The sequence below is a fragment of the Burkholderia sp. Bp9099 genome, from assembly GCF_003857805.1.
Classification (GTDB): Bacteria; Pseudomonadota; Gammaproteobacteria; order Burkholderiales; family Burkholderiaceae; genus Burkholderia.
In genome coordinates this window covers 22112-47078 of the sequence record NZ_QTPU01000007.1, presented here as the reverse complement: position 1 = coordinate 47078, position 24967 = coordinate 22112, and the positions used below count along the sequence as shown (strand labels likewise).

The 24967-nt window shown below is 67.8% G+C and carries 19 protein-coding genes; 9 read left to right on the top strand and 10 right to left on the bottom strand.

Features of this window, described 5'->3' with window-relative positions; genetic code table 11:
- Window positions 1–37: 37 nt before the first annotated feature.
- From frr to rpsB, 4 genes are all read right to left on the bottom strand, one after another.
- Window positions 38–598: a ribosome recycling factor gene (gene frr / locus DIE17_RS09345; protein WP_006752152.1), complete on the bottom strand. Its 561-nt coding sequence runs from the start codon at window positions 596–598 to the stop codon at window positions 38–40.
- 102 nt (window positions 599–700) lie between these two features.
- Window positions 701–1414: a UMP kinase gene (gene pyrH / locus DIE17_RS09340; RefSeq protein ID WP_011885142.1), complete on the bottom strand. Its 714-nt coding sequence runs from the start codon at window positions 1412–1414 to the stop codon at window positions 701–703.
- A gap of 156 nt (window positions 1415–1570) precedes the next feature.
- Window positions 1571–2452: a translation elongation factor Ts gene (tsf, locus tag DIE17_RS09335; protein WP_044843775.1), complete on the bottom strand. Its 882-nt coding sequence runs from the start codon at window positions 2450–2452 to the stop codon at window positions 1571–1573.
- Window positions 2453–2614: 162 nt separating this feature from the next.
- Window positions 2615–3355: a 30S ribosomal protein S2 gene (gene rpsB, locus DIE17_RS09330; protein WP_006483818.1), complete on the bottom strand. Its 741-nt coding sequence runs from the start codon at window positions 3353–3355 to the stop codon at window positions 2615–2617.
- A gap of 368 nt (window positions 3356–3723) precedes the next feature.
- Here rpsB and map point away from each other — a divergent pair, with 368 nt between their 5' ends.
- The 3 genes from map to DIE17_RS09310 are packed head-to-tail and all read left to right on the top strand — an operon-like array spanning window position 3724 to window position 9049.
- Window positions 3724–4539, top strand: coding sequence for a type I methionyl aminopeptidase (gene map / locus DIE17_RS09320; protein ID WP_124520004.1), 816 nt, complete (start codon window positions 3724–3726; stop codon window positions 4537–4539).
- A gap of 54 nt (window positions 4540–4593) precedes the next feature.
- Window positions 4594–7170, top strand: coding sequence for a [protein-PII] uridylyltransferase (locus DIE17_RS09315; protein ID WP_044843776.1), 2577 nt, complete (start codon window positions 4594–4596; stop codon window positions 7168–7170).
- A 16-nt stretch (window positions 7171–7186) separates the two neighbouring features.
- On the top strand, window positions 7187–9049 hold the full coding sequence (locus DIE17_RS09310) for a pseudouridine synthase (RefSeq protein ID WP_124520002.1): 1863 nt from the start codon (window positions 7187–7189) through the stop codon (window positions 9047–9049).
- A gap of 108 nt (window positions 9050–9157) precedes the next feature.
- On the opposite strand, the gene def is transcribed toward DIE17_RS09310, so the two are convergent.
- The 5 genes from def to DIE17_RS09285 form a co-directional block, all read right to left on the bottom strand.
- The gene (def, locus tag DIE17_RS09305; RefSeq protein WP_044847933.1) at window positions 9158–9691 is read right to left on the bottom strand and encodes a peptide deformylase; all 534 of its coding nucleotides are present in this window, start codon (window positions 9689–9691) and stop codon (window positions 9158–9160) included.
- Window positions 9688–11763: an NAD-dependent DNA ligase LigA gene (gene ligA / locus DIE17_RS09300; protein WP_124486185.1), complete on the bottom strand. Its 2076-nt coding sequence runs from the start codon at window positions 11761–11763 to the stop codon at window positions 9688–9690. The genes def and ligA overlap by 4 nt, the downstream gene beginning before the upstream one ends.
- A gap of 178 nt (window positions 11764–11941) precedes the next feature.
- Window positions 11942–13231, bottom strand: coding sequence for a cell division protein ZipA C-terminal FtsZ-binding domain-containing protein (locus tag DIE17_RS09295; RefSeq protein ID WP_124520000.1), 1290 nt, complete (start codon window positions 13229–13231; stop codon window positions 11942–11944).
- Window positions 13232–13316: 85 nt separating this feature from the next.
- The gene (smc, locus tag DIE17_RS09290) at window positions 13317–16829 is read right to left on the bottom strand and encodes a chromosome segregation protein SMC (protein WP_044847936.1); all 3513 of its coding nucleotides are present in this window, start codon (window positions 16827–16829) and stop codon (window positions 13317–13319) included.
- Between the two features lie 141 nt (window positions 16830–16970).
- Entirely contained in the window at window positions 16971–17912 is a 942-nt protein-coding gene (locus tag DIE17_RS09285; RefSeq protein ID WP_124519996.1) for a DMT family transporter, read from the bottom strand.
- Window positions 17913–18079: 167 nt separating this feature from the next.
- Between DIE17_RS09285 and dapC the strand changes: the two genes are divergently transcribed.
- The 6 genes from dapC (at window position 18080) to cls (ending at window position 24254) form a co-directional block, all read left to right on the top strand.
- Window positions 18080–19312, top strand: coding sequence for a succinyldiaminopimelate transaminase (gene dapC / locus DIE17_RS09280; protein ID WP_124519994.1), 1233 nt, complete (start codon window positions 18080–18082; stop codon window positions 19310–19312).
- Window positions 19313–19357: 45 nt separating this feature from the next.
- Window positions 19358–20185 carry a 2,3,4,5-tetrahydropyridine-2,6-dicarboxylate N-succinyltransferase gene (dapD, locus tag DIE17_RS09275; protein ID WP_006478479.1) on the top strand — a complete coding sequence of 276 codons (828 nt, stop codon included), beginning with the start codon at window positions 19358–19360 and terminating at the stop codon, window positions 20183–20185.
- On the top strand, window positions 20185–20553 hold the full coding sequence (locus tag DIE17_RS09270; protein WP_124486181.1) for an ArsC family reductase: 369 nt from the start codon (window positions 20185–20187) through the stop codon (window positions 20551–20553). Before dapD ends, DIE17_RS09270 begins: the two co-directional genes overlap by 1 nt.
- A gap of 88 nt (window positions 20554–20641) precedes the next feature.
- Complete coding sequence (gene dapE, locus DIE17_RS09265) at window positions 20642–21781, top strand: succinyl-diaminopimelate desuccinylase (protein WP_124486180.1); 1140 nt, start codon at window positions 20642–20644, stop codon at window positions 21779–21781.
- A gap of 11 nt (window positions 21782–21792) precedes the next feature.
- Window positions 21793–22701 (top strand): 50S ribosomal protein L3 N(5)-glutamine methyltransferase, encoded by a 909-nt coding sequence (gene prmB / locus DIE17_RS09260; protein ID WP_124519992.1) that lies wholly within the window; start codon window positions 21793–21795, stop codon window positions 22699–22701.
- 113 nt (window positions 22702–22814) lie between these two features.
- Window positions 22815–24254: a cardiolipin synthase gene (gene cls, locus DIE17_RS09255; protein ID WP_124519990.1), complete on the top strand. Its 1440-nt coding sequence runs from the start codon at window positions 22815–22817 to the stop codon at window positions 24252–24254.
- A 119-nt stretch (window positions 24255–24373) separates the two neighbouring features.
- Here the strand turns inward: cls and DIE17_RS09250 are convergent, their stop codons facing one another.
- Window positions 24374–24853, bottom strand: a complete 480-nt coding sequence (locus DIE17_RS09250; protein WP_069745053.1) for a glutathione peroxidase — start codon at window positions 24851–24853, stop codon at window positions 24374–24376.
- Between the last annotated feature and the right edge of the window lie 114 nt (window positions 24854–24967).

Genomic DNA, 24967 nt, shown 5'->3' with positions numbered 1-24967 from the left:
ACAGTTGCGGGAAGAAGGCGGCGCGCGAGGACGGTCGTCAGACCGTCATGATCTCGGCTTCCTTGCTCTGCACGAGCTTGTCGACTTCGGCGACGTGCTTGTCGGTCAGCTTCTGCACGTCGTCGCTCGCACGGCGCTCGTCGTCTTCCGAGATTTCCTTGTCCTTCACGAGCTTCTTGAGCGCTTCGTTCGCGTCGCGGCGCAGGTTGCGGATCGCGACCTTGGCCGTTTCGCCTTCGCTCTTGACCACCTTAGTGAGCTCGCGGCGGCGCTCTTCCGTCAGCGCGGGCATCGGCACGCGGATCAGGTCGCCGGCCGTGGCCGGGTTCAGGCCCAGATCGGCTTCGCGGATGGCCTTCTCGACCTTCGCGACCATGTTCTTTTCCCACGGCTGCACGCCGATCGTGCGTGCGTCGACGAGCGTCAGGTTCGCAACCTGCGAGATCGGCACCATCGAACCGTAGTAGTCGACCTGCACGTGATCGAGCAGACCGGTATGCGCACGGCCCGTACGGATCTTCGCCAGATCGTTCTTGAACGCTTCGATCGAGCGCTGCATCTTCTGCTCTACGCCCTTCTTGACATCAGCGACACTCATTTCAACCTCCGAACCTTCCAACCTTCAATGAACGCGGGCCGCGCCCGGTGCGCCACGCACCACGGCCGGCGACCCGCGCCGCTTGCCCGCATCCGCGGGAGTTTACACGTGGACGAGCGTACCTTCGTCCTCGCCCAGCACGATGCGCTTGAGCGCGCCCGGCTTGTTGATCGAAAACACGCGGATCGGCAGCTTCTGGTCGCGGCACAGCGCGAAGGCCGTCGCGTCCATCACCTGCAGATTGCGGCTGATCGCCTCGTCGAAGCTGATCGTCGTGTAGCGCGTGGCCGACGGATCCTTCTTCGGATCGGCAGAATATACGCCATCGACCTTGGTCGCCTTCAAAACGACCTCGGCGCCCACTTCCGAACCGCGCAGCGCGGCGGCCGTGTCCGTCGTGAAGAACGGGTTGCCCGTGCCGGCCGCGAAGATCACGACCTTGCCTTCCTCGAGCTGGCGGATCGCGCGCGGCCGGATGTACGGCTCGACGACCTGATCCATGCGCAGCGCGGACTGCACGCGCGCGACGATGCCGGCGTGGCGCATCGCGTCCTGCAGCGCCAGCGCGTTCATCATCGTCGCCAGCATCCCCATGTAGTCGGCCGTCGCACGGTCCATGCCGGCCGCACCGCCCGCGACACCGCGGAAAATGTTACCGCCGCCGATCACGACCGCGAGTTGCGTACCGAGACCCACGACTTCGGCGATATCCGCCACCATCCGTTCGATCGTCGCGCGATTGATGCCGAAGGCATCGTCGCCCATCAGCGCTTCGCCGGAGAGTTTGAGGAGGACGCGTTTATAGGCATTGGACATAGGGGCTTCCGAGCGACGAGAGGATGACAACCACGAACTGTAGGGGCGAAATACTGATTCGGGCAAGCGCCGGCGACCGGACCGGGTTTCCCGGCCGGCCGGCGGCGCCGCCGGCCGCGGCGGAGCGGACGCCCGCCGCGGATACTGCCTGACTGCTTACTGCTGCTTTGCTGCTGCGACTTGCGCGGCCACTTCGGCGGCGAAGTCGTCCTGGCGCTTCTCGATGCCTTCGCCGACGACGAACAGCGCGAACTTCTGCACGGTCGCGTTCGCTGCCTTCAGCATCTGCTCGATCGTCTGCTTGTCGTTCTTCACGAACGTCTGGTTCAGCAGCGACACTTCCTTCAGGTACTTCTGGACGCTGCCGTCGACCATCTTCGCGACGATTTCAGCCGGCTTGCCCGATTCGGCAGCCTTCTGCTCGGCGACGCGGCGTTCCGTCTCGATCAGTTCCGCCGGCACGTCGGCCGACGACAGGGCGACCGGCTTCATCGCGGCGATGTGCATCGCGACGTCCTTGCCGACCTGCTCTTCCGCACCCGTGTACTCGACGATCACGCCGATACGCGCGCCGTGCAGGTACGTTGCGATCTTGTTCGCGGTTTCGAAACGGACGAAACGGCGGATCGAGACGTTCTCGCCGATCTTGCCGATCAGGGCCAGGCGGACTGCGTCGACCGTCGAACCGTCGAGCGGCAGTGCCGACAGCGCTGCCACGTCGGCCGGGTTTTGCGTCGCGACGAGTTCTGCAACCGTCTTCGAGAATGCGAGGAAGTCGTCGTTCTTCGCGACGAAGTCGGTTTCGCAGTTCAGCTCGACCAGCGCGCCCGCGTTGCCGCCGACGAACGATGCGACGACGCCTTCTGCCGTCACGCGCGATGCCGCCTTGCTCGCCTTGTTGCCGAGCTTGACGCGCAGCAGCTCTTCAGCCTTGGCCAGGTCGCCGTCGGCTTCCGTCAGCGCCTTCTTGCACTCCATCATCGGTGCGTCGGTCTTTGCGCGCAGTTCTGCCACCATGCTTGCGGTAATTGCCGCCATCATTCGCTCCTTGAGTCTGTATTCACAACGCCGCCCGCTTGGACGCGAACGGCCGAAAATCGTTTCCGGACCCGCGCCGATTCGGCGCGATCAGGTCCGGCGCACAAGCTTAAAAAAAGGGGGCCTGTTGAGAGCCCCCTTTTTGCGCCGGCTCGGGGCCAGTTACGCGTTTTCCTCGACGTACTCGTCGTCGCCACGCGCTGCCTGGACCACTTCGTTGACCGCGTTCGCACGGCCTTCCAGGATCGCGTCGGCCACGCCTTCAGCGTACAGCGCGACTGCCTTGCTCGAGTCGTCGTTGCCCGGGATCACGTAGTCCACACCTTCCGGCGAGTGGTTCGTGTCGACCACGGCGATGACCGGCACGCCCAGCTTGTTCGCTTCCGTGACGGCGATCTTGTGGTAGCCGACGTCGACGACGAAGATTGCGTCCGGAATGCCGCCCATGTCCTTCACGCCGCCGATCGACTTCTGCAGCTTGGCGATTTCGCGTTCGAACAGCAGCGCTTCCTTCTTGCTCATCTTCTCGAGCTCGCCCGCCTCGACTGCCGCTTCCATGTCCTTCAGGCGCTTGATCGATACCTTCAGCGTCTTGAAGTTGGTCATCATGCCGCCGAGCCAGCGTGCGTTGACGTACGGCATGCCCGCACGTTGCGCTTCCTGGGCGATCGTGTCACGCGACTGGCGCTTCGTGCCGACGAACAGGATCGTGCCGCGGTTCGCTGCCAGCTGGCGCACGTACTTCTGTGCGTCCGTGAACATCGGCAGCGTCTTTTCGAGGTTGATGATGTGAATCTTGTTGCGGTGACCGAAAATGAACGGGGCCATCTTCGGGTTCCAGAAGCGCGTCTGGTGACCGAAGTGGACACCCGCTTCCAGCATTTGGCGCATCGTGACTGCCATGTAAATTCTCCACGAGGGTTGGGTCTTAAGCCGGCTGCCGTACCGCCGCGCGTTCCGCGCGGCCGGCACCCTGGTTGCGCCGGCTTGCGATTCGGCACGTGCGAAACTGCCCGTGCCGCAAGCCTTTCATCCTGATGCCGTCGCGATACCACCCCACATCGGGGCATGTTCGGCATTTGGATGTCGACTTAGCCAAAGAGTATAGCACGCCGATTTGTCGGCTCTCAAGTCGCCCGCCACTTTCGCCTGCCGCGGGGCAGCCGGCCGGACAATCCGCGAAAACCCGCACCGGCACCGCCGGCAGGGGCTGCGAGGCCCGCCATAAGGTGCGATAATCCGTCAATTCACCGCATTCCAGGCATACCTCGATGGCTATTACGCTCAAAAACGAACACGACATCGCCGAGATGCGCGTCGCCTGCCGTCTCGCGAGCGAAGTGCTCGACTTCATCACGCCGCACGTCGTCGCGGGCATCACGACCGCCGAACTCGACCGGCTCTGTCACGAATTCATGCTCAACGAGCAGGGCACGATCCCCGCGCCGCTGAACTACCAGCCGCCCGGCTATCCGCCGTACCCGAAGGCCACCTGCATCTCGGTCAACGACGTGATCTGCCACGGCATTCCCGGCGAGAAGGTGATCAAGAACGGCGACGCGCTGAACATCGACATCACCGTGATCAAGAACGGCTACTTCGGCGACACCAGCCGGATGTTCATCGTAGGCGAAGGCTCGATCCTCGCGAAGCGCCTCGTGCAGACCACCTACGAGTGCATGTGGCTCGGCATCGACCAGGTCAAGCCCGGCGCGCACCTTGGCGACATCGGCTACGCGATCCAGAAGCACGCCGAAGCGCACGGCTACAGCGTCGTGCGCGAATACTGCGGCCACGGCATCGGCACGGTGTTCCACGAGGATCCGCAGGTCGTCCACTACGGGCGCCCGGGCACCGGCATCGAACTGAAGGCCGGGATGATCTTCACGATCGAGCCGATGATCAACGCCGGCAAGCGCGACATCCGCACGATGCCCGACCAGTGGACGGTCAAGACGCGCGATCGTAGCCTGTCCGCGCAATGGGAGCACACGGTGCTCGTCACCGAAACCGGCTACGAGGTGCTGACCGTGTCCGCCGGCACGCCGGCACGCCCGGTGTTCGCGCAACCGGCCGCCGCGGTCTGAGCGCCGTCGCGCCCGCCCCGCCCACCCCTCACCTGCTGACCTGAACGGCCGCCCATGAGCGCTCACGCCGCCCCCTCGCCCGCAGCGCTGTCGCGGCGCGCCGAATTCAAGGCCGCCAAGGCCGACCTGCTCGAGCGCTTTCGCAGCGCGACGAACGTCACGTCGCTGATGCACGCGCTGTCGAGACTCACCGACGATGCGCTCAAGCGCGTGTGGGACGACTGCGGGCTGCCCGCGACGCTCGCGCTCGTCGCCGTCGGCGGCTACGGGCGCGGCGAGCTCGCGCCCCACTCCGACGTCGACATCCTGGTGCTGCTGCCCGATGCGCACGACCCGGCGCTCGACGCGCGGATCGAGCGCTTCATCGGGATGGCGTGGGATCTCGGCCTCGAGATCGGCAGCAGCGTGCGCACGGTCGAGCAATGCATCGAGGAGGCGTCGCAGGACGTCACCGTGCAGACCTCGCTGCTCGAAGCGCGCCGCATCGTCGGCAGCACCGCGCTGTTCGAGCGCTTCACCGTGCGGTATCACGAGGCGCTCGACGCGCGCGCCTTCTTCACCGCGAAGGTGCTCGAGATGCGTCAGCGCCACGCGAAGTTCCAGGACACGCCGTACAGCCTCGAGCCGAACGTGAAGGAGAGCCCCGGCGGGCTGCGCGACCTGCAGACGATCCTGTGGATCGCGCGCGCGGCCGGCTTCGGCAGCAGCTGGCGCGAGCTCGACACGCGCGGCCTCATCACCGATCGCGAGGCGCGCGAGCTGCGCCGCAACGAAGGATTCCTGAAGACGCTGCGCGCGCGCCTGCACGTGATCGCCGGACGCCGCCAGGACATGCTCGTGTTCGACCTGCAGACGCAGGCCGCCGAGAGCTTCGGCTACCGGCCGACGCAGGCCAAGCGCGCGAGCGAGCAGCTGATGCGCCGCTACTACTGGGCCGCGAAAGCGGTCACGCAGCTGGCGACGATCCTGATCCAGAACATCGAGGCGCAGCTGTTCCCCGCGACGAGCGGCATCACGCGCGTGCTGTCGCCCGATCGCTTCGTCGAGAAGCAGGGCATGCTCGAGATCGTCGACGACGGCGTGTTCGAACGCCATCCCGACGCGATCCTCGAGGCGTTCCTGCTGTACGAGGCGACCCGCGGCGTGAAGGGCCTGTCCGCCCGCACGCTGCGCGCGCTCTACAACTCGCGCGAGATCATGAACCACACGTGGCGGCGCGATCCGCAGAACCGCCGCACGTTCATGCAGATCCTGCAGCAGCCCGAAGGCATCACGCATGCGTTCCGGCTGATGAACCAGACGAGCGTGCTCGGCCGCTACCTGCTGAATTTCCGCCGCATCGTCGGCCAGATGCAGCACGACCTGTACCACGTGTACACGGTCGACCAGCACATCCTGATGGTGTTGCGCAACATCCGCCGCTTCGCGGTGGCCGAGCATGCGCACGAGTACCCGTTCTGCAGCCAGCTGATCGGCAACTTCGAGCGCCCGTGGGTGCTGTACGTCGCGGCGCTGTTCCACGACATCGCGAAAGGCCGCGGCGGCGACCACTCGACGCTCGGGATGGCCGACGCGCGGCGCTTCTGCCGCGAGCACGGGATCACCGGCGACGACGCGTCGCTGATCGTGTGGCTCGTCCAGCATCACCTGACGATGAGCCAGGTCGCGCAGAAGCAGGACACGAGCGACCCGGAAGTCATCAAGCGCTTCGCCGAAGTCGTCGGCAACGAGCGCTACCTCACCGCACTCTACCTGCTGACCGTCGCCGATATCCGCGGCACGAGCCCGAAGGTGTGGAACACGTGGAAGGGCAAGCTGCTCGAGGACCTGTACCGCATCACGCTCGCGGTGCTCGGCGGAGCGAACCCCGACGCGCATTCGGAACTGAAGTCGCGGCAGGAGCAGGCGCTCGCGCTGCTGCGCCTAGAGACCGTGCCCGACGACGCGCACCGCGCGCTGTGGGACCAGCTCGACGTCGGCTTCTTCCTGCGTCACGACGCGGCCGACATCGCATGGCAGACGCGCGTGCTGTACCGGCACGTGAACGCCGAAACCGCGATCGTGCGCGCGCGGCCGTCGCCGATCGGCGACGCGCTGCAGGTGCTCGTGTACGTGAAGGATCGCCCCGACCTGTTCGCGGGCATCTGCGCGTACTTCGACCGCAACGGGCTGTCGGTGCTCGATGCACGTGTCAGCACGACGCGGCACGGCTATGCGCTCGACAACTTCATCGTCACGCAGACCGAACGCGACGTGCGCTACCGCGACATCGCGAATCTCGTCGAACAGCAACTCGCAGCGCGCCTGGCCGAAACCGCGTCGCTGCCGGAGCCGTCCAAGGGCCGCCTGTCGCGGTTGTCGCGGACGTTTCCGATCACGCCGCGCGTCGACCTCCGGGCCGACGAGCGCGGCCAGTACTACATCCTGTCCGTGTCCGCCAACGACCGGCCGGGCCTTCTCTATTCGATCGCGCGCGTCCTGGCCGAGCATCAGGTCGGCGTCCACGCGGCGCGGATCAATACGCTCGGCGAACGCGTCGAGGACATCTTCCTGCTCGACGGTGCCGGCCTGTCCGACAACCGCCTGCAGATCCAGCTCGAAACCGAATTGCTGCGCGCGATCGCAGTCTGAATGAATCCCAGCGTTTATGCGCACCAAATTAACCGTCAAGAATCCGAAGCCGGCGTCGCCGACCCGCGCCCCTGTCCGCTCCGGCAGCCTCGTCGCCCGCAAGGCGGTGCGCCCAGCCGCGCTACCCGCAGGCGACAAGCCGGCGCGCCCGAAGAAGGCCGCGCCGGCCGCCGCCGGCGAACGCTCGTTCAAGCCGCGCGGCGCGGCAGGCGCCGAGCGCCCGGGCGCGGATCGCGCACCGGCCAAGCGTGCGCCGCGTGAGGGCGGTGCCGAACGCGGCACGCGCGCGCCGTATCGCGACAACGCATCCGGCGAAGGCGCAAAGCGCAGTTTCGGCGACCGTCGCACGTCGTCCGATCGTCCGCCCCGTCGTGACGACGATGCACGTCCGCGTCGCGCGGGTGGCGAAGGCGGCCCGCGTGCGCCCTATCGCGACAACGCATCCGGCGAAGGCGCAAAGCGCAGTTTCGGCGACCGTCGCACGTCGTCGGATCGTCCGCCGCGCCGTGATGACGATGCACGTCCGCGTCGCGCGGGTGGCGAAGGTGGCCCGCGTGCGCCGTATCGCGACAACGCATCCGGCGAAGGGGCGAAGCGCAGTTTCGGCGACCGTCGCACGTCGTCGGATCGCCCGCCCCGTCGTGACGACGATGCACGTCCGCGTCGCGCGGGTGGCGAAGGCGGCGCACGTGCGCCGTATCGCGACAACGCATCCGGCGAAGGCGCAAAACGCAGTTTCGGCGACCGTCGCACGTCGTCGGATCGCCCGCCGCGTCGCGACGACGATGCACGTCCGCGTCGCGCGGGTGGCGAAGGCGGCGCACGTGCGCCCTATCGCGACAACGCATCCGGCGAAGGCGCAAAACGCAGCTTCGGCGACCGTCGCACGTCGTCCGATCGCCCGCCGCGTCGTGATGACGACGCCCGCCCGCGCCGCGCAGGCGCCGATGAAGGCAAACGCCCGTCCTATCGCGACAAGGCATCCGGCGAAGGCGCGAAGCGCAGCTTCGGCGAACGCCCGACGCGCCCCGCACGCGACGGCGAACGCCGCTCGTTCGGTGCGGTCAAGACCGCGCAACCGGTCAAGCGCGCGGCGGCCGACGTCGACCACGGCGACGAAACCGGCCTGATGCGCCTGTCGAAGCGCATGTCCGAACTCGGCCTGTGCTCGCGCCGCGAAGCCGACGAATGGATCGAAAAGGGCTGGGTGCTCGTCGACGGCGAACGCATCGACACGCTCGGCACCAAGGTCCGCCCGGACCAGAAGATCGAGATCGACGAGCGCGCGAGCGCCGCGCAGGCCGCGCAGGTGACGATCCTGCTGCACAAGCCGGTCGGCTACGTGTCGGGTCAGGCGGAAGACGGCTATGAGCCGGCATCGGTGCTGATCACGCGCGCCAACCAGTGGAGCGGCGACCGCTCGCCGCTGCGCTTCTCGCCGCAGCACCTGCACGCGCTCGCGCCGGCCGGCCGGCTCGACATCGACTCCACCGGCCTGCTCGTACTGACGCAGAATGGCGTGATCGCGAAGCAGCTGATCGGCGAGCAGTCGGACATCGACAAGGAGTATCTGGTGCGCGTGCGCTTCGGCGAACGGCTGATCGACATCGACCAGCACTTCCCCGCGGAATCGCTCGCGAAGCTGCGCCACGGCCTCGAACTCGACGGCGTCCCGCTGAAGCCGGCGATGGTGAGTTGGCAGAATGGCGAACAGCTGCGTTTCGTGCTGCGTGAAGGCAAGAAGCGCCAGATCCGCCGCATGTGCGAACTGGTCGGTCTCGAAGTGATCGGCCTGAAGCGCGTGCGGATGGGCCGCGTGATGCTCGGCGCGCTGCCGCAGGGGCAATGGCGCTACCTGTCGGCCGACGAGTCGTTCTGACAGCGGGCACGCGCTGCGTGCCGCACCATGAAACAAGCCCGCGCAAGCGGGCTTTTTCGTGTCCGGTACGAAACCACGCGCAACACGGCGCGCGCAGCCGCATCAAGGTCAGTCGTCGGCTGCCGGATCGAGCCCCGGGAACAGCACCTCGGTGAAGCCGAAGCGCGTGAAGTCGGTGATCCGCATCGGATACAGCTTGCCGATCAGGTGATCGTATTCGTGCTGGACGACCCGCGCATGGAAGCCTTCCGCGACACGGTCGAGCTTCGCGCCGAACTGGTCGAAGCCGCTGTAACGCACCTTCGCGTAGCGGCTGACGACGCCGCGCATGCCCGGCACCGACAGGCAGCCTTCCCAGCCCTCTTCCATGTCCGGCGGCATGTACTCGAGCTTCGGGTTGATCAGCACGGTCTCGGGCACCGGCGGTGCGTCCGGATAACGGTTGTTGCTGCCGAAGCCGAAGATGATGATCTGCAGCCCGACGCCGATCTGCGGCGCGGCAAGCCCCGCGCCGTTCGCGTGATGCATCGTCTCGAACATGTCCGCGACGATCTCGTGCAGCTCGGGGGTGTCGAACCGCTCGACCGGCTTGGCGACTTCGAGCAGGCGCGGATCGCCCATCTTCAGGATCTCGCGAATCATGGCGTGTTGCCCTCCAGGAGTTGGTGCAGTCCGTCTTCGTCCAGCACGGGGATGCCGAGTTCCTCGGCCTTCGCGAGCTTGCTGCCGGCGTCGGCGCCCGCGACCACATAATCCGTCTTCTTCGATACCGAGCCCGCGACTTTCGCGCCGGCCGCTTCGAGCATCTCCTTCGCCGCGTCGCGCGTGAGGTTCGGCAGCGTGCCCGTCAGCACGACCGTCTTGCCGGCGAGCACGCCCTGCGGCGCCTTCGGCGCGGGCGGGCCTTCGGGCCACGTGACCTTGCCGGGCGCGCGCAATTGCTCGATCACCGTGCGGTTGTGCTCTTCCGCGAAGAACTGGTGAATCGACTCGGCCACGATCGGCCCGACGTCGTTCACTTCGAGCAGCTCCTCGATCGACGCGTCCATGATCGGGGTCAGCGACCCGAAATGCTTCGCGAGATCCTTCGCGGTCGATTCGCCGACATGGCGGATCCCGAGCCCGTAGATGAAGCGCGCGAGCGTCGTGTGCTTCGCCTTCTCGAGCGAGTCGAGCAGATTCTGCGCGGACTTCTCGGCGAACCGGTCGAGTTCAGCGAGCGTCGCGAAACCGAGATTGAACAGGTCGGCCGGCGTGCGTACGAGATTCAGTTCGACGAGCTGATCGATGATCTTCTCGCCGAGCCCGTCGATGTCGAGCGCGCGGCGCTGCGCGAAGTGCCACAGCGCCTGCTTGCGCTGCGCCGGGCAGAACAGCCCGCCCGTGCAGCGCGCGATCGCCTCGTCCGGCAGGCGCTCGATCTTCGAGCCGCACACCGGGCACTCGGTCGGCATCACGAACTCGGCCGCATCATCCGGCCGGCGCTCGAGCAACGCACCGACGACCTCGGGGATCACGTCGCCCGCGCGCCGCACGATCACGGTATCGCCGATCCGGATGTCCTTGCGGCGCACTTCGTCCTCGTTGTGCAGCGTCGCGTTGGTCACCGTCGCGCCGCCGACGAACACGGGTTCGAGCCGCGCGACCGGCGTGATCGCGCCCGTGCGGCCGACCTGCACGTCGATCGCGACGAGCTTCGTCAGCGCTTCCTGCGCCGGGAACTTGTGCGCGAGCGCGAAGCGCGGCGCGCGCGACACGAAGCCGAGGCGGTCCTGCTCGTCGCGCCGGTTCACCTTGTAGACGACGCCGTCGATGTCGTACGGCAGCGACTCGCGCTTCTCGCCGACCTTGCGGAAGAAGCCGAGCAGGCCGTCGGCGCCCTGCACGACCGCGCGTTCGCGGTTCACCGGCAGGCCGAGCGTCTCGTACCAGTCGAGCAGCGCGCTGTGCGTGTCCGGCATCGGCATCCCGTCGAGCCTGCCGACCCCGTACGCGAAGAACGACAGCGGACGCTGCGCGGTGATCTTCGGGTCGAGCTGGCGCAGGCTGCCGGCCGCCGCATTGCGCGGGTTCGCGAATTCGCGCTGCTCGGCCGCGCGCTGGCGTTCGTTCAGGCGTGCGAAATCACGCTTGAACATCAGCACCTCGCCGCGCACGTCGAGCACGGCCGGCACGTGCTTGCCCTTCAGCTTCAGCGGGATCGAGCGGATCGTGCGGACGTTCTCGGTCACGTCCTCGCCGGTCGTGCCGTCGCCGCGCGTCGACGCCTGCACGAACATGCCCTGCTCGTAGCGCAGCGAGATCGCAAGCCCGTCGAACTTCAGCTCGCACGCGTATTCGACCGGGTCCGTCACCGAGCCGGCGAGATCAGTCGTCTTGTCGAGCGCATCGGCGACGCGCTTGTCGAATGCGACGATGTCTTCGTCGGCGAAGCCGTTGTTCAGCGACAGCATCGGCGCGTCGTGGACGACCGGCGTGAAACCGCCCGCCACTTCGCCTCCGACGCGCTGCGTCGGCGAATCGGGCGTCACGAGTTCGGGATGATCGGTTTCGAGTTGCTGCAGCTCGCCGAACAGCCGATCGTATTCGGCGTCGGGCAGGTCCGGCTGGTCGAGCACGTAATAGGCGTAATTCGCCCGCTCGAGTTGGTCGCGCAGCCACGCGGCACGCGCGTCGGGCTGGCTGGCTGGCGGTTCGGCTTGGGTTCGGGCCATGCTGGCGGCAGATTCGTTCTGAAAAATCGGATGTCCGATTATCTCAGTTTGACGCCGCGACGGGGGCGCGCGATGCGTGCCGCGCAGGCCCGCTGCAGCACACCCAGGCGGGGTGTGTGCACTGCAGCAGCAGCGACCGACGGGCGACGGCACGTCAGGCCGCCGCCCGTGCAACGCGTTACTGGCTGAAGAGACGGCGCGTGACCGGCGAACCGGCCGGGATGCCCGCTTCCTCGAGCTTCGCGTACAGCTTCATCAGTTGCTGGTCGATCGCGACGAGCGTCGATTCCGGCAGCGGCCGGCGCGAATCGTCGACGACCCGCGCGCCGATCCGCTCGGACAGCGACTTCGCGTAATCGCACATCAGCCGGAATGGCAGGATGTCCTCTTCGGCGACCGGCACGTCGAGCACCAGCGTGATGATGTTGCCGCCCTTGTAGGTCAGGTCGTCGCGCAGGAAGTTCGTGTCGCCGAACTGCAGCATGAACACGGGGTTCTGCTTCGCGTCGAGCTTCACGAACCGCGTGCCGTCACGCGACAGCAGCAACCCGTCCTGGGACGCGACGGCCTGCACGTAGTTCGCCGACCACGGCGCGCCGTCCGACATCACGTTGATCGACAACTGCGCGTCGCACTGCGCGGCAAAGCCGTCGAGCTCGCGCGCCATCGCGACCGTCTCCATCATGTCGGGGAATTCCGGTGCGCCGTCGATCGTGTCGGCGAACTGCTGGACGCCCGTCACGAACTCGGAGAATTCGAGCTCGTTCAGCGCGCCGCTGCGGTTCGCGAGCTGCGCGGCCGCGCGCAGCTCTTCATAGCGCACGCCGTTCTGCAGCAGCTCCCATTGGCCGCCCTCCGGCTTGCCTTCGATATGCACGGGCTTGCTGCCCGCGCGGCGCAGCCGCTGCGCGGCCGGCAGGATCTTGTCGCCCGGCAGCGGCGCGCCGAGGCGAATCGGCACGATGCAGTCGATCCGGCGGTCGACGATCGCGGGCGGCGCCGACGAAATCGTCGTGGCGGCCGGCAGCACGGGTTCGGCCGGTTCGTGCGATGCGGCGGCGGCCGGCGCTTCCTGCGCGGCGGCTGCATCGTCGACGGCCTGCTCGGCCGACTCGGTCGACCCCGACGGCGCGTCGCCTCCGGTGGCTTCGGCCTGCAGGTCGGCCGGCGTGTCGGCAGGCGCCACGCCGCCGAAGGTCGGCTCGACGCGCGCGGCTTCGACCGGCGCGCTCGCGGCGGCGGCGGCCGGTGCCGGCGCCGCGGGCTCGCGGCGTGCGGGCTGGCGCACCGGCTCGATGAACGGCAGCTCTTCGTCGCGCTCGGGGCGATTCATCGCCTCGACCGCCTCTTCCGGCATCGGGCGCGGCATCCTGCGCCGCACCTTCGCGCCCTGCCACGCGTTGTAGACCACGACGCCGCCCACCACGACGGCGCCCGCGCCGATCAAACCGAGTGTCAACTCGTCCATGCACGCTCCATCAGCAATTCTTGTTCGTCGGAACCGCGAACGGGCGCCCATGCGCCGCGCGAACGCGGTCCGGTTTCTTCAAACGTCAATTCTGGGCAAAACCCGCGGCGGTTTCCATGTCCACCGCGACGATCCGCGACACGCCCTGCTCCTGCATCGTCACGCCGATCAGTTGCTGCGCCATCTCCATCGCGATCTTGTTGTGCGAGATGAAGAGGAACTGCGTCTTGTCGGACATCGCGCGCACGAGATTCGCGAAACGCTCGGTGTTCGCGTCGTCGAGCGGCGCGTCGACCTCGTCTAGCAGACAGAACGGCGCCGGGTTCAACTGGAACATCGCGAACACCAGTGCGGTGGCGGTCAGCGCCTTTTCGCCACCCGACAGCAGGTGGATGGTCGCGTTCTTCTTGCCCGGCGGCTGCGCCATCACCTGCACGCCCGCATCGAGGATTTCGTCGCCCGTCATGATCAGCTTCGCCTGGCCGCCGCCGAACAGGCGCGGGAACAGGTCGCTGAAGTGACGGTTGACCTCGTCGAAGGTACCCTGCAGCAGCGTGCGGGTTTCCTGGTCGATCTTGTGGATCGCATCCTCGAGCGTCGTGATCGCGTCGGTCAGGTCGGCCGACTGCGCATCGAGGAACACCTTGCGCTCGCTCGCGGCCTTCAGCTCGTCGAGCGCGGCCATGTTGACCGGACCCAGCGCGTTGATCGCGTTGTTCAGGCGCGTGACCTCGCCCTGCAGGTACGACGGTTTCAGGTCCGGCGTCAGCTTCTCGCGCAGCGCTTCCTCGTCGACCTCGGCCGCCGCGAGCTGCTCGGCAAACTGCTCGACGGACAGGCGCGCGGCCTGCTCCTTCAGCTGCAGCTCGGTGATGCGGTCGCGCAGCGGCTGCAGCGAACGCTCGGCGACGAGACGCTGCTCGTCCGACGCGCGCAGCTTCGCAGTCAGGTCGTCGAGTTCGATCCGCGCGGCCTGCAGCGCCTCTTCCTTCACCGCGCGAATTTCGAGCGCGTCCTGCAGGCCCGTGTGCGCGGTCTGCTCGTTGATCGTTTCGAGTTCGGCGCGCGCGTCTTCCAGCGACGCGGCGACGCGCTCGCTCTGCTCGTGCGCGACCTGGATGCTGCGCTTCAGTTCGTCGATCCGCGTGACCGCGTTGCGCGCGGCGAAGCGCGCGTCGTTCGCGCCGCGCTCGAGATCGCGCGCTTCCTGGCGCGCCTGCGTCAGCGATTCGTCGAGCGCCTCGAACGCGAGCTGGTTGTCCTCGAAGCGCGCCTGCAGTTCCGCGAGTTCGCCGTCGAAGCGCTCGAAGTTCGCTTCCGATTCCGCGCGCAATGCGCGCTGCTCGTCGATCTGCGCGCCGATCTCCTCGAGTTCCTCGCGGATCTGCGTGCTGCGCTGCGTGTAGCGTTCATGCGCCTGGGCGAGCTTCAGCACGTCCATCTGCAATGCATGCACGCGCTGGGTCGCGCGTTCGGCCTGCGCGCGCACGTCGCCGAGCGCCTGCGTGGCCTGCGTGTGCGCGGCTTCCGCGCGCACCGCCGCCGTGCGGGCCTCGTCGGCCAGCAGCGCCTGCGCGCGCACCTGGCGCGTCAGGTTTTCGATCTCCTGCTGGCGGGCCAGCATCCCGGCCTGCTCCGAATCGGCCGCGTACAGCTGCACGCCGACACGCGTGACGATGTGGCCGGCCTTCACGACGAACGCGCCGCCGGCCGGCAGTTGCGCGCGCGTCGCGAGTGCCTGCGCGACGTCGTCGGCGACGTACACGTTGCCGAGCCAGTCGTTCAGCACCGCGCGGATGCCTGCATCGTCGATGCGCACGAGCGACAGCACCGGGCGCAGCCCGGCCGCGGCGGCCGGCGGCTCGCCGGCCACGGGCGGCGCGTAGAACGCGAGCTTCGCGGGCGGCGCATCGGTCGCGAACGCCTTCACCCAGTCGAGATTCGACACTTCGAGCGCGGCCAGCCGCTCGCGCAGCACGGCCTCGAGCGCCGCTTCCCAGCCGGCCTCGACGTGCAGCTTCTTCCAGAGACGCGGCAGCGCGCCGAGCTCGTGCTTGTCGAGCCACGGCTGGATCTTGCCTTCGGTCTGCACGTTCTCCTGCAGCTGCTTGAGCGCGGCGAGCCGCGCCTCGAGCTGGTGGATCTGCGCGCTTTCGGCCTGCACGCGCTCCTGGGCCGCGCGGCGCTCGCCGTCGAGACGCGGTACCGTTTCCTGCGCATCGGCGAGGCGCGCCTGGGCTTCGGCGAGGATTTCTTCCTGCTCGGCGAGCTGCATGCGCAGTTCCTCGAGCTGCGCTTCGTCGGGCGCGTCGAGCCCGCCCGCCTCGGACTTCAGGCGCTCGTGGCGCTGTTGAAGCTGCTGGAGCTGCTGGTCGGCATTGCGCTGGTGTGCGGCCTCGAGCTTCAGCGACTGTTCGGTCTGCGCGATCCGCGCGCGCTCGTCGTTGAGCTGCGCCTGCGCATCGCGCCATTTCGCCTCGAGCGCCGGCAGCGCGTCGTGTTTCGCGGCCGCGTTGTCTTCGGCGAGCGCGGCCTTCTCGTCGGCCATCGCGCGCGCTTCCTCGGCTTCCTCGAGCTCGTCCTGCGCCTTCTCGGCCTGCGCGCGCCATTGCTCGCGCTGCGCGTTCAGCGCGGCGATCTGCGCCTGCACGCGGTTGCGCGATTCGACGATGAACTTGATCTCGGCCTCGAGGCGGCTCACTTCGGCGTTGGCCTCGTAGAGCGCGCCCTGCGCGCCCTGCATCGCGTCGCTCGCCGAGTAATGCGCGACCCGCAGCGTCTCGAGCTGCGATTCGACCTCGCGCAGTTTCGCCGTCTGCGCCTCGAGGTCGATCTGCGCCTGTTCGATCGCGCGCTGCTGCTTCTGCTGCTCGCCGGCGGCCTCGTTCTTGCGCAGCAGCCACAACAGGCGCTGCTTCTCCTCGCCGTCGGCGACGAGTTCCTTGTACTTGGTCGCGACGACGGCCTGCGCCTCGAGCTTCTCGAGGTTCGCGCCGAGCTCGCGGACGATGTCCTCGACGCGCGTCAGGTTCTCGCGCGTGTCGTGCAGGCGGTTCTCGGTCTCGCGGCGGCGCTCCTTGTACTTCGACACGCCCGCGGCTTCCTCGAGGAACACGCGCAGCTCTTCCGGCTTCGCCTCGATGATCCGCGCGATCATGCCCTGCCCGATGATCGCGTACGCGCGGGGCCCGAGGCCCGTGCCGAGGAAGATGTCCTGGATGTCGCGGCGGCGCGCCGGCAGGTTGTTGATGTAGTAGCTCGACGTGCCGTCGCGCGTCAGCACGCGCTTCACGGCAATCTCGCCGTACTGGCCCCACTGCCCGGCCGCGCGGCCGTCGGAGTTGTCGAAGATCAGTTCGACGCTGGCCCGGCTGCCGGGCTTGCGGGCGGTCGAGCCGTTGAAGATCACGTCCTGCATCGACTCGCCGCGCAGCTCGGACGCGCGCGACTCGCCGAGCACCCAGCGCACGGCATCGATGATGTTGGACTTGCCGCACCCGTTCGGGCCCACCACGCCGACAAGCTGGCCCGGAACCTGGAAATGCGTGGGATCGACAAAGGATTTGAAGCCAGCGAGTTTGATCGAGCTCAGACGCACGGCGGTATCGGATGTGAAGAAGAGGTGAAACGGACGGGGCCGCGACGCGCGGGGCCGGACGGCCCGTGCGCGCGATGCGCCCCGGAATTCAAAAGCGGGGCCGCGCGCATCTCAAGCGTTGGGCCCCGCAAACGGCTTCCATCATACCATCGCGCGTGCGCCGTCCCGCCCGTCGCCGGGTTTGCCCGATGCCGGCGCGGCACGATGGACCCGGCTCGACAGCAGCGTCGCCAGCACGATGCACGCGCCGCCCGCCCACTCTCGCGCGCTCGGCAGTTCGCTCGCGAACACCCACGCCGACAGCGCGGTGATCACGATCTCGAACAGCATGATGATCGACGCGCGGTTCGCCGGCACGCGCGCGAGCCCGTATTGCACGAGCAGGTTGTTGGCGGCCATCGTCACGCCGATCGCGGCGATGATCGCTGCCGCGACGCCGAGCTGGCTTCCCGCCGGCGCGGCCGGCAGCCCCTCGAACAGCGACGCGACCGCGCCGAACACCGCCGCGCCGCCGAACAGCGTCGCCGTGCGCATCTCGGCGCGCATCTCCGGCAGCTCGCGGCTCGCCTTGATCACGAGCACGTTGCTCATCGCGAAACTCAGGCCGGCCGCGAGCCCCGCCCATTCGGCCGGGTTGGCCGGCAGCGGCACGCCGAGCTGCGGCGACCACAGCATCAGCATCGCGCCGCCGATCGACAGCGCCGCGAGCGCCGCGCCGGCCCAGGTCAGCCGCTCGCGCAGCAGGAAATGCGCGTAGATCGCGGTCCATGCCGGGGTCAGGTAGAACAGCAGCATCACGCGCAGCACTTCGCCGTGGATCGTGCCCCACACGAAACCGAGGTTGGTCACGCCCGCCGTGATCGCGATGCCCGGCAGCACCCAGTGCCAGCGCAGCGTGGCGATCGTGCGGTGCCGCACGACGACCACGAACAGGAACGCGACCGCGCTCGTCAGCGCGCTCGCCAGCGTGCCGGTGAGCCCGAGCGACGCGAGAATCCGCAGCGGATACCAGATCAGGCCCCATACCGACGCGCCGATCAGGATGGCCAGCGTCGGCAGGCTGCCGCGTACCGCGTTATTCATTTGATTCGCTACCCTTTATTCGAGCGGCCCGGCCGCCGTTCCGGCGGGCCGCGACCGCATTGCGTCACGTTATAATCATCCGTTGCGAGCCGCGCGCCGTCGGCGCCCGCTCGCAGCCGTGCGGCACCCGCGCCGCCCCTTTCGCCCTTTCGCTCCAACCGGCCGCGATGGCCGCTTCGCCCGTGAACCCTCGACTCGACTCGCTCCAGCCCTATCCCTTCGAAAAGCTGCGCGCCCTGTTCAAGGACGTGACGCCTTCCGGCGACCTGAAACCGATCAGCTTCGGCATCGGCGAGCCCAAGCACCCGACGCCGGCGCTGATCCGCGACGCCGTGGTGGCCGCGCTCGACGGTCTCGCGTCGTACCCGGCCACGGCCGGCTCGGACGCGCTGCGCACGTCGATCGCACACTGGCTCGAACGCCGCTACGGGCTGCCTGCAATCGACCCGGCCACGCAGGTGCTGCCGGTGTCGGGGTCGCGCGAGGCGCTGTTCTCGCTCGCGCAGACGGTGATCGACGCGCGCCCGCGCGCGGATGGCAAGAAGGCGATCGTACTCTGTCCGAATCCGTTCTATCAAATTTACGAAGGCGCGGCGCTGCTGGCCGGTGCCGAACCCTATTTCGCGAACAGCGACCCGGCCCGCAACTTCGCGTGCGACTACGCGGCCGTGCCCGATGAAGTGTGGGCGCGCACCCAGCTGCTGTACGTGTGCTCGCCGGGCAACCCGACGGGCGCCGTGCTGACGCTCGACGACTGGCGCGAGCTGTTCGCGCTGTCCGACCGCCACGGTTTCGTGATCGCGTCCGACGAGTGCTATTCGGAGATCTATTTCGACGAAGCGGCGCCGCCGCTCGGCGGCCTCGAGGCCGCGCACCGCCTCGGCCGCGGCTTCGAGCGGCTCGTGATGCTGTCGAGCCTGTCGAAGCGCTCGAACGTGCCGGGCATGCGCTCGGGCTTCGTCGCCGGCGACGCCGCGCTGCTGAAGAAATTCCTGCTGTACCGCACGTACCACGGCGCCGCGCTGTCGCCGGTCTGGCAGCATGCGAGCATCGCCGCGTGGAACGACGAAGCGCACGTGCGCGAGAACCGCGCGCTGTACCTGCAGAAGTTCAGCACGGTCACGCCGATGCTGGCCGACGTGATCGACGTGAAGCTACCCGACGCCGCGTTCTACCTGTGGGCCAACGTCGCGCGCACTGGCCTGTCGGACACCGAGTTCGCCCGCCGCCTGTACGCCGACTATAATGTGACGGTTCTGCCCGGCTCGTACCTCGCGCGCGATGCGCACGGCACGAATCCGGGCCGCGATTTCATCCGGATCGCGCTCGTCGCGGGCACCCCCGAATGCGTCGAGGGCGCGCAACGCATCGTCGATTTCTGCCGGGCTCTCGCGCGGTAAGACGTCCATCCCGATCAATTCCATTCATCTCCTGCGAAAACGAACATGTCGCAACAACTTCAGCAAATCATCGATACCGCCTGGGAAAACCGCGCCGAGCTGTCGCCGAAGGCCGCGCCCGCCGACGTCCGCGAAGCCGTCGCGCACGCGATCGAGCAGCTCGACAAGGGTGCACTGCGCGTCGCCGAGAAGATCGACGGCAACTGGACCGTCCATCAGTGGCTGAAGAAGGCCGTGCTGCTGTCGTTCCGCCTGGAGGACAACGCACCGATGCCGGCGGGCGGCTACTCGCAGTTCTACGACAAGGTGCCGTCGAAGTTCGCGAACTACACGGCCGAAGACTTCGCCGCGGGCGGCTTCCGCGTCGTGCCGCCGGCCATCGCGCGCCGCGGCTCGTTCATCGCGAAGAACGTCGTGCTGATGCCGTCGTACACCAACATCGGCGCGTACGTCGACGAAGGCACGATGGTCGACACGTGGGCGACGGTCGGCTCGTGCGCGCAGATCGGCAAGAACGTGCACCTGTCGGGCGGCGTCGGCATCGGCGGCGTGCTCGAGCCGCTGCAGGCCAACCCGGTCATCATCGAAGACAACTGCTTCATCGGCGCGCGCTCGGAAGTCGTCGAAGGCGTGATCGTCGAGGAGAACTCGGTGATCTCGATGGGCGTGTACCTCGGCCAGAGCACCAAGATCTACGATCGCGAAACGGGCGAAGTCAGCTACGGCCGCATCCCGGCCGGCTCGGTCGTCGTCGCCGGCAACCTGCCGTCGAAGGACGGCTCGCACAGCCTGTACTGCGCGGTGATCGTGAAGAAGGTCGACGCGAAGACCCGCGCGAAGGTCGGTCTGAACGAGCTGCTGCGAGGCGACTGATGGCGAAGCCGCGCACCGTGGTCGTCTACGGCATTCCGAACTGCGACACCGTGAAGAAGGCCCGCGTGTGGCTCGACGATCACGGCGTCGCGTTCGAGTTCCACGACTTCAAGAAGCTCGGCGTCAGCGCACCGCTGGTCGAAGACTGGCTGAAGGACGTATCGCTCGACGCGCTCGTGAACAAGCGCGGCACGACGTGGCGCGGCCTGGACGACGCCATGAAGGCGGCCGCGGAAACGAAGTCCGGCGCGGTTGCGCTGATGATCCACAAGCCGTCGGTCATCAAGCGCCCCGTGCTCGTCGTCAACGGCCGCGTGAAATCGCTCGGCTTCGTGGCCGATCAGTACGCGGCGCTGTTTGCCGCCTAGGGCGGCCCGCGCGGCGCCCACGCTGCACACGACGCCTCATCGCTGCCGGCCACCGCGCCGGCATTTTTTATCGAAAGTGGTCCGAACCATGTCCGCCACCCTAGCCCTTACCGAACAGCTGATCGCCCGCGCGTCCGTCACGCCCGACGACCAGCATTGCCAGCAGATCATGACCGAGCGCCTCGCCGCGCTCGGCTTCGAATGCGAAACCATCGCGTCGCACGGCGTGACCAACCTGTGGGCCGTCAAGCGCGGCGCCGACGGCCGCGACGGCAAGCTGCTCGCGTTCGCGGGCCACACCGACGTCGTGCCGACCGGCCCGCTCGAGCAGTGGACCTCGCCGCCGTTCATTCCCGCGCATCGTGACGGCAAGCTGTACGGCCGCGGCGCGGCCGACATGAAGACGTCGCTCGCGGCGTTCGTCGTCGCGTCCGAGGAATTCGTCGCGGCCCACCCCGGCCACCGCGGCGCGATCGCGTTCCTGATCACGAGCGACGAGGAAGGCCCGGCCACCGACGGCACCGTGAAAGTCGTCGAGCTGCTCGAAGCGCGCGGCGAACGTCTCGACTACTGCATCGTCGGCGAGCCGACGTCGACCACCGAACTCGGCGACGTCGTGAAGAACGGCCGCCGCGGCTCGATGTCGGGCGAACTGATCGTCAAGGGCGTGCAGGGCCACATCGCCTACCCTCACCTCGCGAAGAACCCGATCCACCTGCTCGCGCCGGCGCTCGCCGAGCTCGCCGCCGAACAGTGGGACGAAGGCAACGAATACTTCCCGCCGACCACCTGGCAGGTGTCGAACCTGCACGCCGGCACCGGTGCGACCAACGTGATCCCCGGCCACGCGGACCTGATGTTCAATTTCCGCTTTTCGACGGCGAGCACCGTCGAGGGCCTGCAGGCGCGCGTGCATGCGATCCTCGACAAGCACGGCCTCGAATATTCGCTGAAGTGGTCGGTGAGCGGCCTGCCGTTCCTCACGCCGCGCGGCGACCTGTCGAACGCGCTGGAGAACGCGATCCGCGCCGAGACCGGCCTCACGACCGAGCTGTCGACGACGGGCGGCACGTCCGACGGGCGCTTCATCGCGCGCATCTGCCCGCAGGTGATCGAGTTCGGTCCGCCAAACGGCAGCATCCACAAGATCGACGAGCACATCGACGTGCGCTTCGTCGACCCGCTGAAGAACGTGTACCGCCGCGTGCTCGAACAACTGATCGCCTGACGGAGCCTCGCATGACGACACCTTTTGCAACTGTTCGCGACCTGCTGCGCTATGCGGTCACGCGCTTCTCGAAGGCGAAGCTCGCGTTCGGCCACGGCTCGGACAACGCATACGACGAAGCCGCCTACCTCGTACTTCACACGCTCGACCTGCCGCTCGACACGCTCGAGCCGTTCCTCGATGCCCGCCTGCTGCCCGACGAAATCGCGGCCGTGCTCGCGGTGATCGAGCGACGCGCGACCGACCGCGTGCCGGCCGCGTATCTCACGCATGAAGCGTGGATGCACGGCCACCGCTTCTACGTCGACGAGCGCGTGATCGTGCCGCGCTCGTTCATCGGCGAACTGCTCGACGACGGGCTGCAGCCGTATGTCGCCGATCCCGAGCAGGTCGGCGCGGTGCTCGAGCTGTGCACCGGCTCCGGCTGCCTCGCGATCCTCGCGGCCAGCGCGTTCCCGAATGCCGAGATCGACGCGGTCGACCTGTCCGAGAAGGCACTCGAAGTCGCCGAGATCAACGTGCGCGACTACGGCCTCGACGATCGCATCACCCTGCATCGCGGCGACCTCTACACGCCGCTGCCCGCGTTCCGCGCCGAACCCGACACGCGCTACGACGTGATCCTGACGAACCCGCCGTACGTGAACGCGACGTCGATGGCGGCCCTCCCGCCCGAGTACCGGCACGAGCCGGAAATGGCGCTCGCGGGCGGCGACGACGGGATGGACATCGTGCGGCGCATCATCGGGCAAGCGCACAACTGGCTGCACGACGACGGCGTGCTCGTCGTCGAGATCGGCAACGAGCGCGAGCACGTCGAAGCCGCGTTCGGCGGCCTCGAGCTCACGTGGCTGCCCACCAGCGCGGGCGACGACGCCGTGTTCCTGATCCAGGCGTCGGACCTGCCGCGCAAGGCCTGACGGCGCGCCGCGACCGAACCGTGCGGTACGGCACACCGCTGTCCCGCACGGTTGGGTAAGATGCGCGTACGCGGCCGTCGCGCCGCACGACTTCAGGAGTCCGTCACGCGCCCATGACCCTCGACTGGCTACATCTCGGCACCCTGGTCCTGGCCATCCATGTGCTCGGGATCATCGCGGCGTGTCATGCGCTCATGAATACCCGCACGTCGCAAGGCGCGATCGCATGGGCCGTGTCGCTCGCCGCGATGCCGTACCTGACGCTCATCCCGTACCTGTTCCTCGGCCGCAGCAAGTTCTCCGGCTACGTCGATGCACGACGCCACGAGATGGAAGCGCTGCGCACGCACACGCCGCGCGCGCCATGGCTCGCTGCGGACGCAACCGACGGGCAGGCCGCCGACGCGATCGGCCGGGCCGCCGTGCTCGCGCTCACGCGGCTGGGTGGAATGCCGTTCGTCGGCGGCAATGCGGTGCGCACGCTCGTGAACGGCGACGCAACCTTCTCGGCGATCCTGTCGGCGATCGACGCCGCGCGCGACTACGTGATCGTCCAGTTCTTCATCGTGCGCGACGACGCGCTCGGCCAGATGCTGCGCGACGCGCTGCTCGCCCGCACGGCGGCCGGCGTGCGCTGCTACCTGCTGTACGACAGCATCGGCAGCTTCGACCTGCCGCGCGGTTACGTCGACACGCTGCGCCGCGGCGGCGTCGAGGTCCATCCGTTCGCGACCCACCGCAAGTTCGTCAACCGCTTCCAGCTCAACTTCCGCAACCATCGCAAGATCGTCGTCGTCGACGGCAATCGCGCGTTCGTCGGCGGCCTCAACGTCGGTATCGAATATCTCGGTGCGAACCGGCGCCTGTCGCCGTGGCGCGACACCCATATCGAGATTCGCGGCCCGGTGGTGGCCAGCATCCAGTACGTGTTCGCCGAAGACTGGCACTGGGCCACGCAGACGCTGCCGCCGCTCGCCGCGCCGCCGGAGGCGCTGCCCGACGACGCGATGCATTGCCTCGCCGTGCCGATGGGGCCGGCCGACAAGCAGGAAACCGGCTCGCTGTTCTTCGTCGAGGCGATCAACGCCGCGCGCGAGCGGATCTGGATCACGACGCCGTATCTCGTGCCCGACGAAGCGGTGATCGCCGCGCTGAAGCTCGCGGTGATGCGCGGCGTCGACGTGCGCATCCTGATTCCGAGCCGGCGCGATCACTACGTGGTGTTCGAAGCGTCGAAGCTCTATGCGCGCGATCTCGTCGACGCTGGCGTCAAGGTGTTTCGCTACCGGCCCGGCTTCCTGCATCAGAAAGTGCTGCTGATCGACCGCGTCGCGGCCGCCATCGGCAGCGCGAATCTCGACAACCGCTCGTTCCGGCTGAACTTCGAAATCATGGTGCTGACCGTCGACCGCGCGTTCGCCGCCGAAGTCGAAGCGATGCTCGACGCCGATTTCGCGCTGGCCTACGAAGTCGATGCGAACGAGTATCGGCACTCGCCCGCGTGGCGGCGTATCGCAATGCACGTCGCGCGCCTGTTCGCGCCGATCCTGTAGCGGTTGCGCGAGCGCCGGCCCGGCGCCGCCGCCCGGCGGCGCATGCTTTCGCACGGCATGCCCCGGCGCCGCGACCCAGGCAGGCTCGATCCGAACCGCCCGCTCGCCGCATCGAACCGTCAAAGCAGCTTGTCGATATCCGCGGCGATTTCCTCGGGCTTCGTCGACGGCGCGTAGCGCTTGACGATCCGCCCGTCGCGGTCGATCAGGAATTTCGTGAAATTCCACTTGATCGCCTTGAGGCCGAGGATGCCGGGCGCCTCGTCGGTCAGGTAGCGGTACAGCGGATGCGCGTGGTCGCCCTTCACGTCGATCTTCGCGAACATCGGGAACGTGACGCCGTAGTTGCGCTCGCAGAACGCGCCGATCTGCGTGGCGTCGCCCGGCTCCTGCTTGCCGAACTGGTTGCACGGGAAGCCGAGCACGAAGAAACCGCGGGCCGCGTACTGGTCATACAGCTTCTGCAGGCCCGCATACTGCGGCGTGAAACCGCACTCGCTCGCGGTATTGACGATCAGCAGCACCTTGCCGCGATACGCGTCGAGCGACGCCGGCGCACCGGCGAGCGTCTCTGCGCTGAACGAATACAGGGTGGACATCGGGCACTCCTTTTACGAAACCGTATCGACGTGGAGTCTAGGCGAAATCGCGCCGTTGCGGCACCTGCCGAACGGCCGATATCCGGGGCGACGCGCGCGCAGTCTAGAATAGCG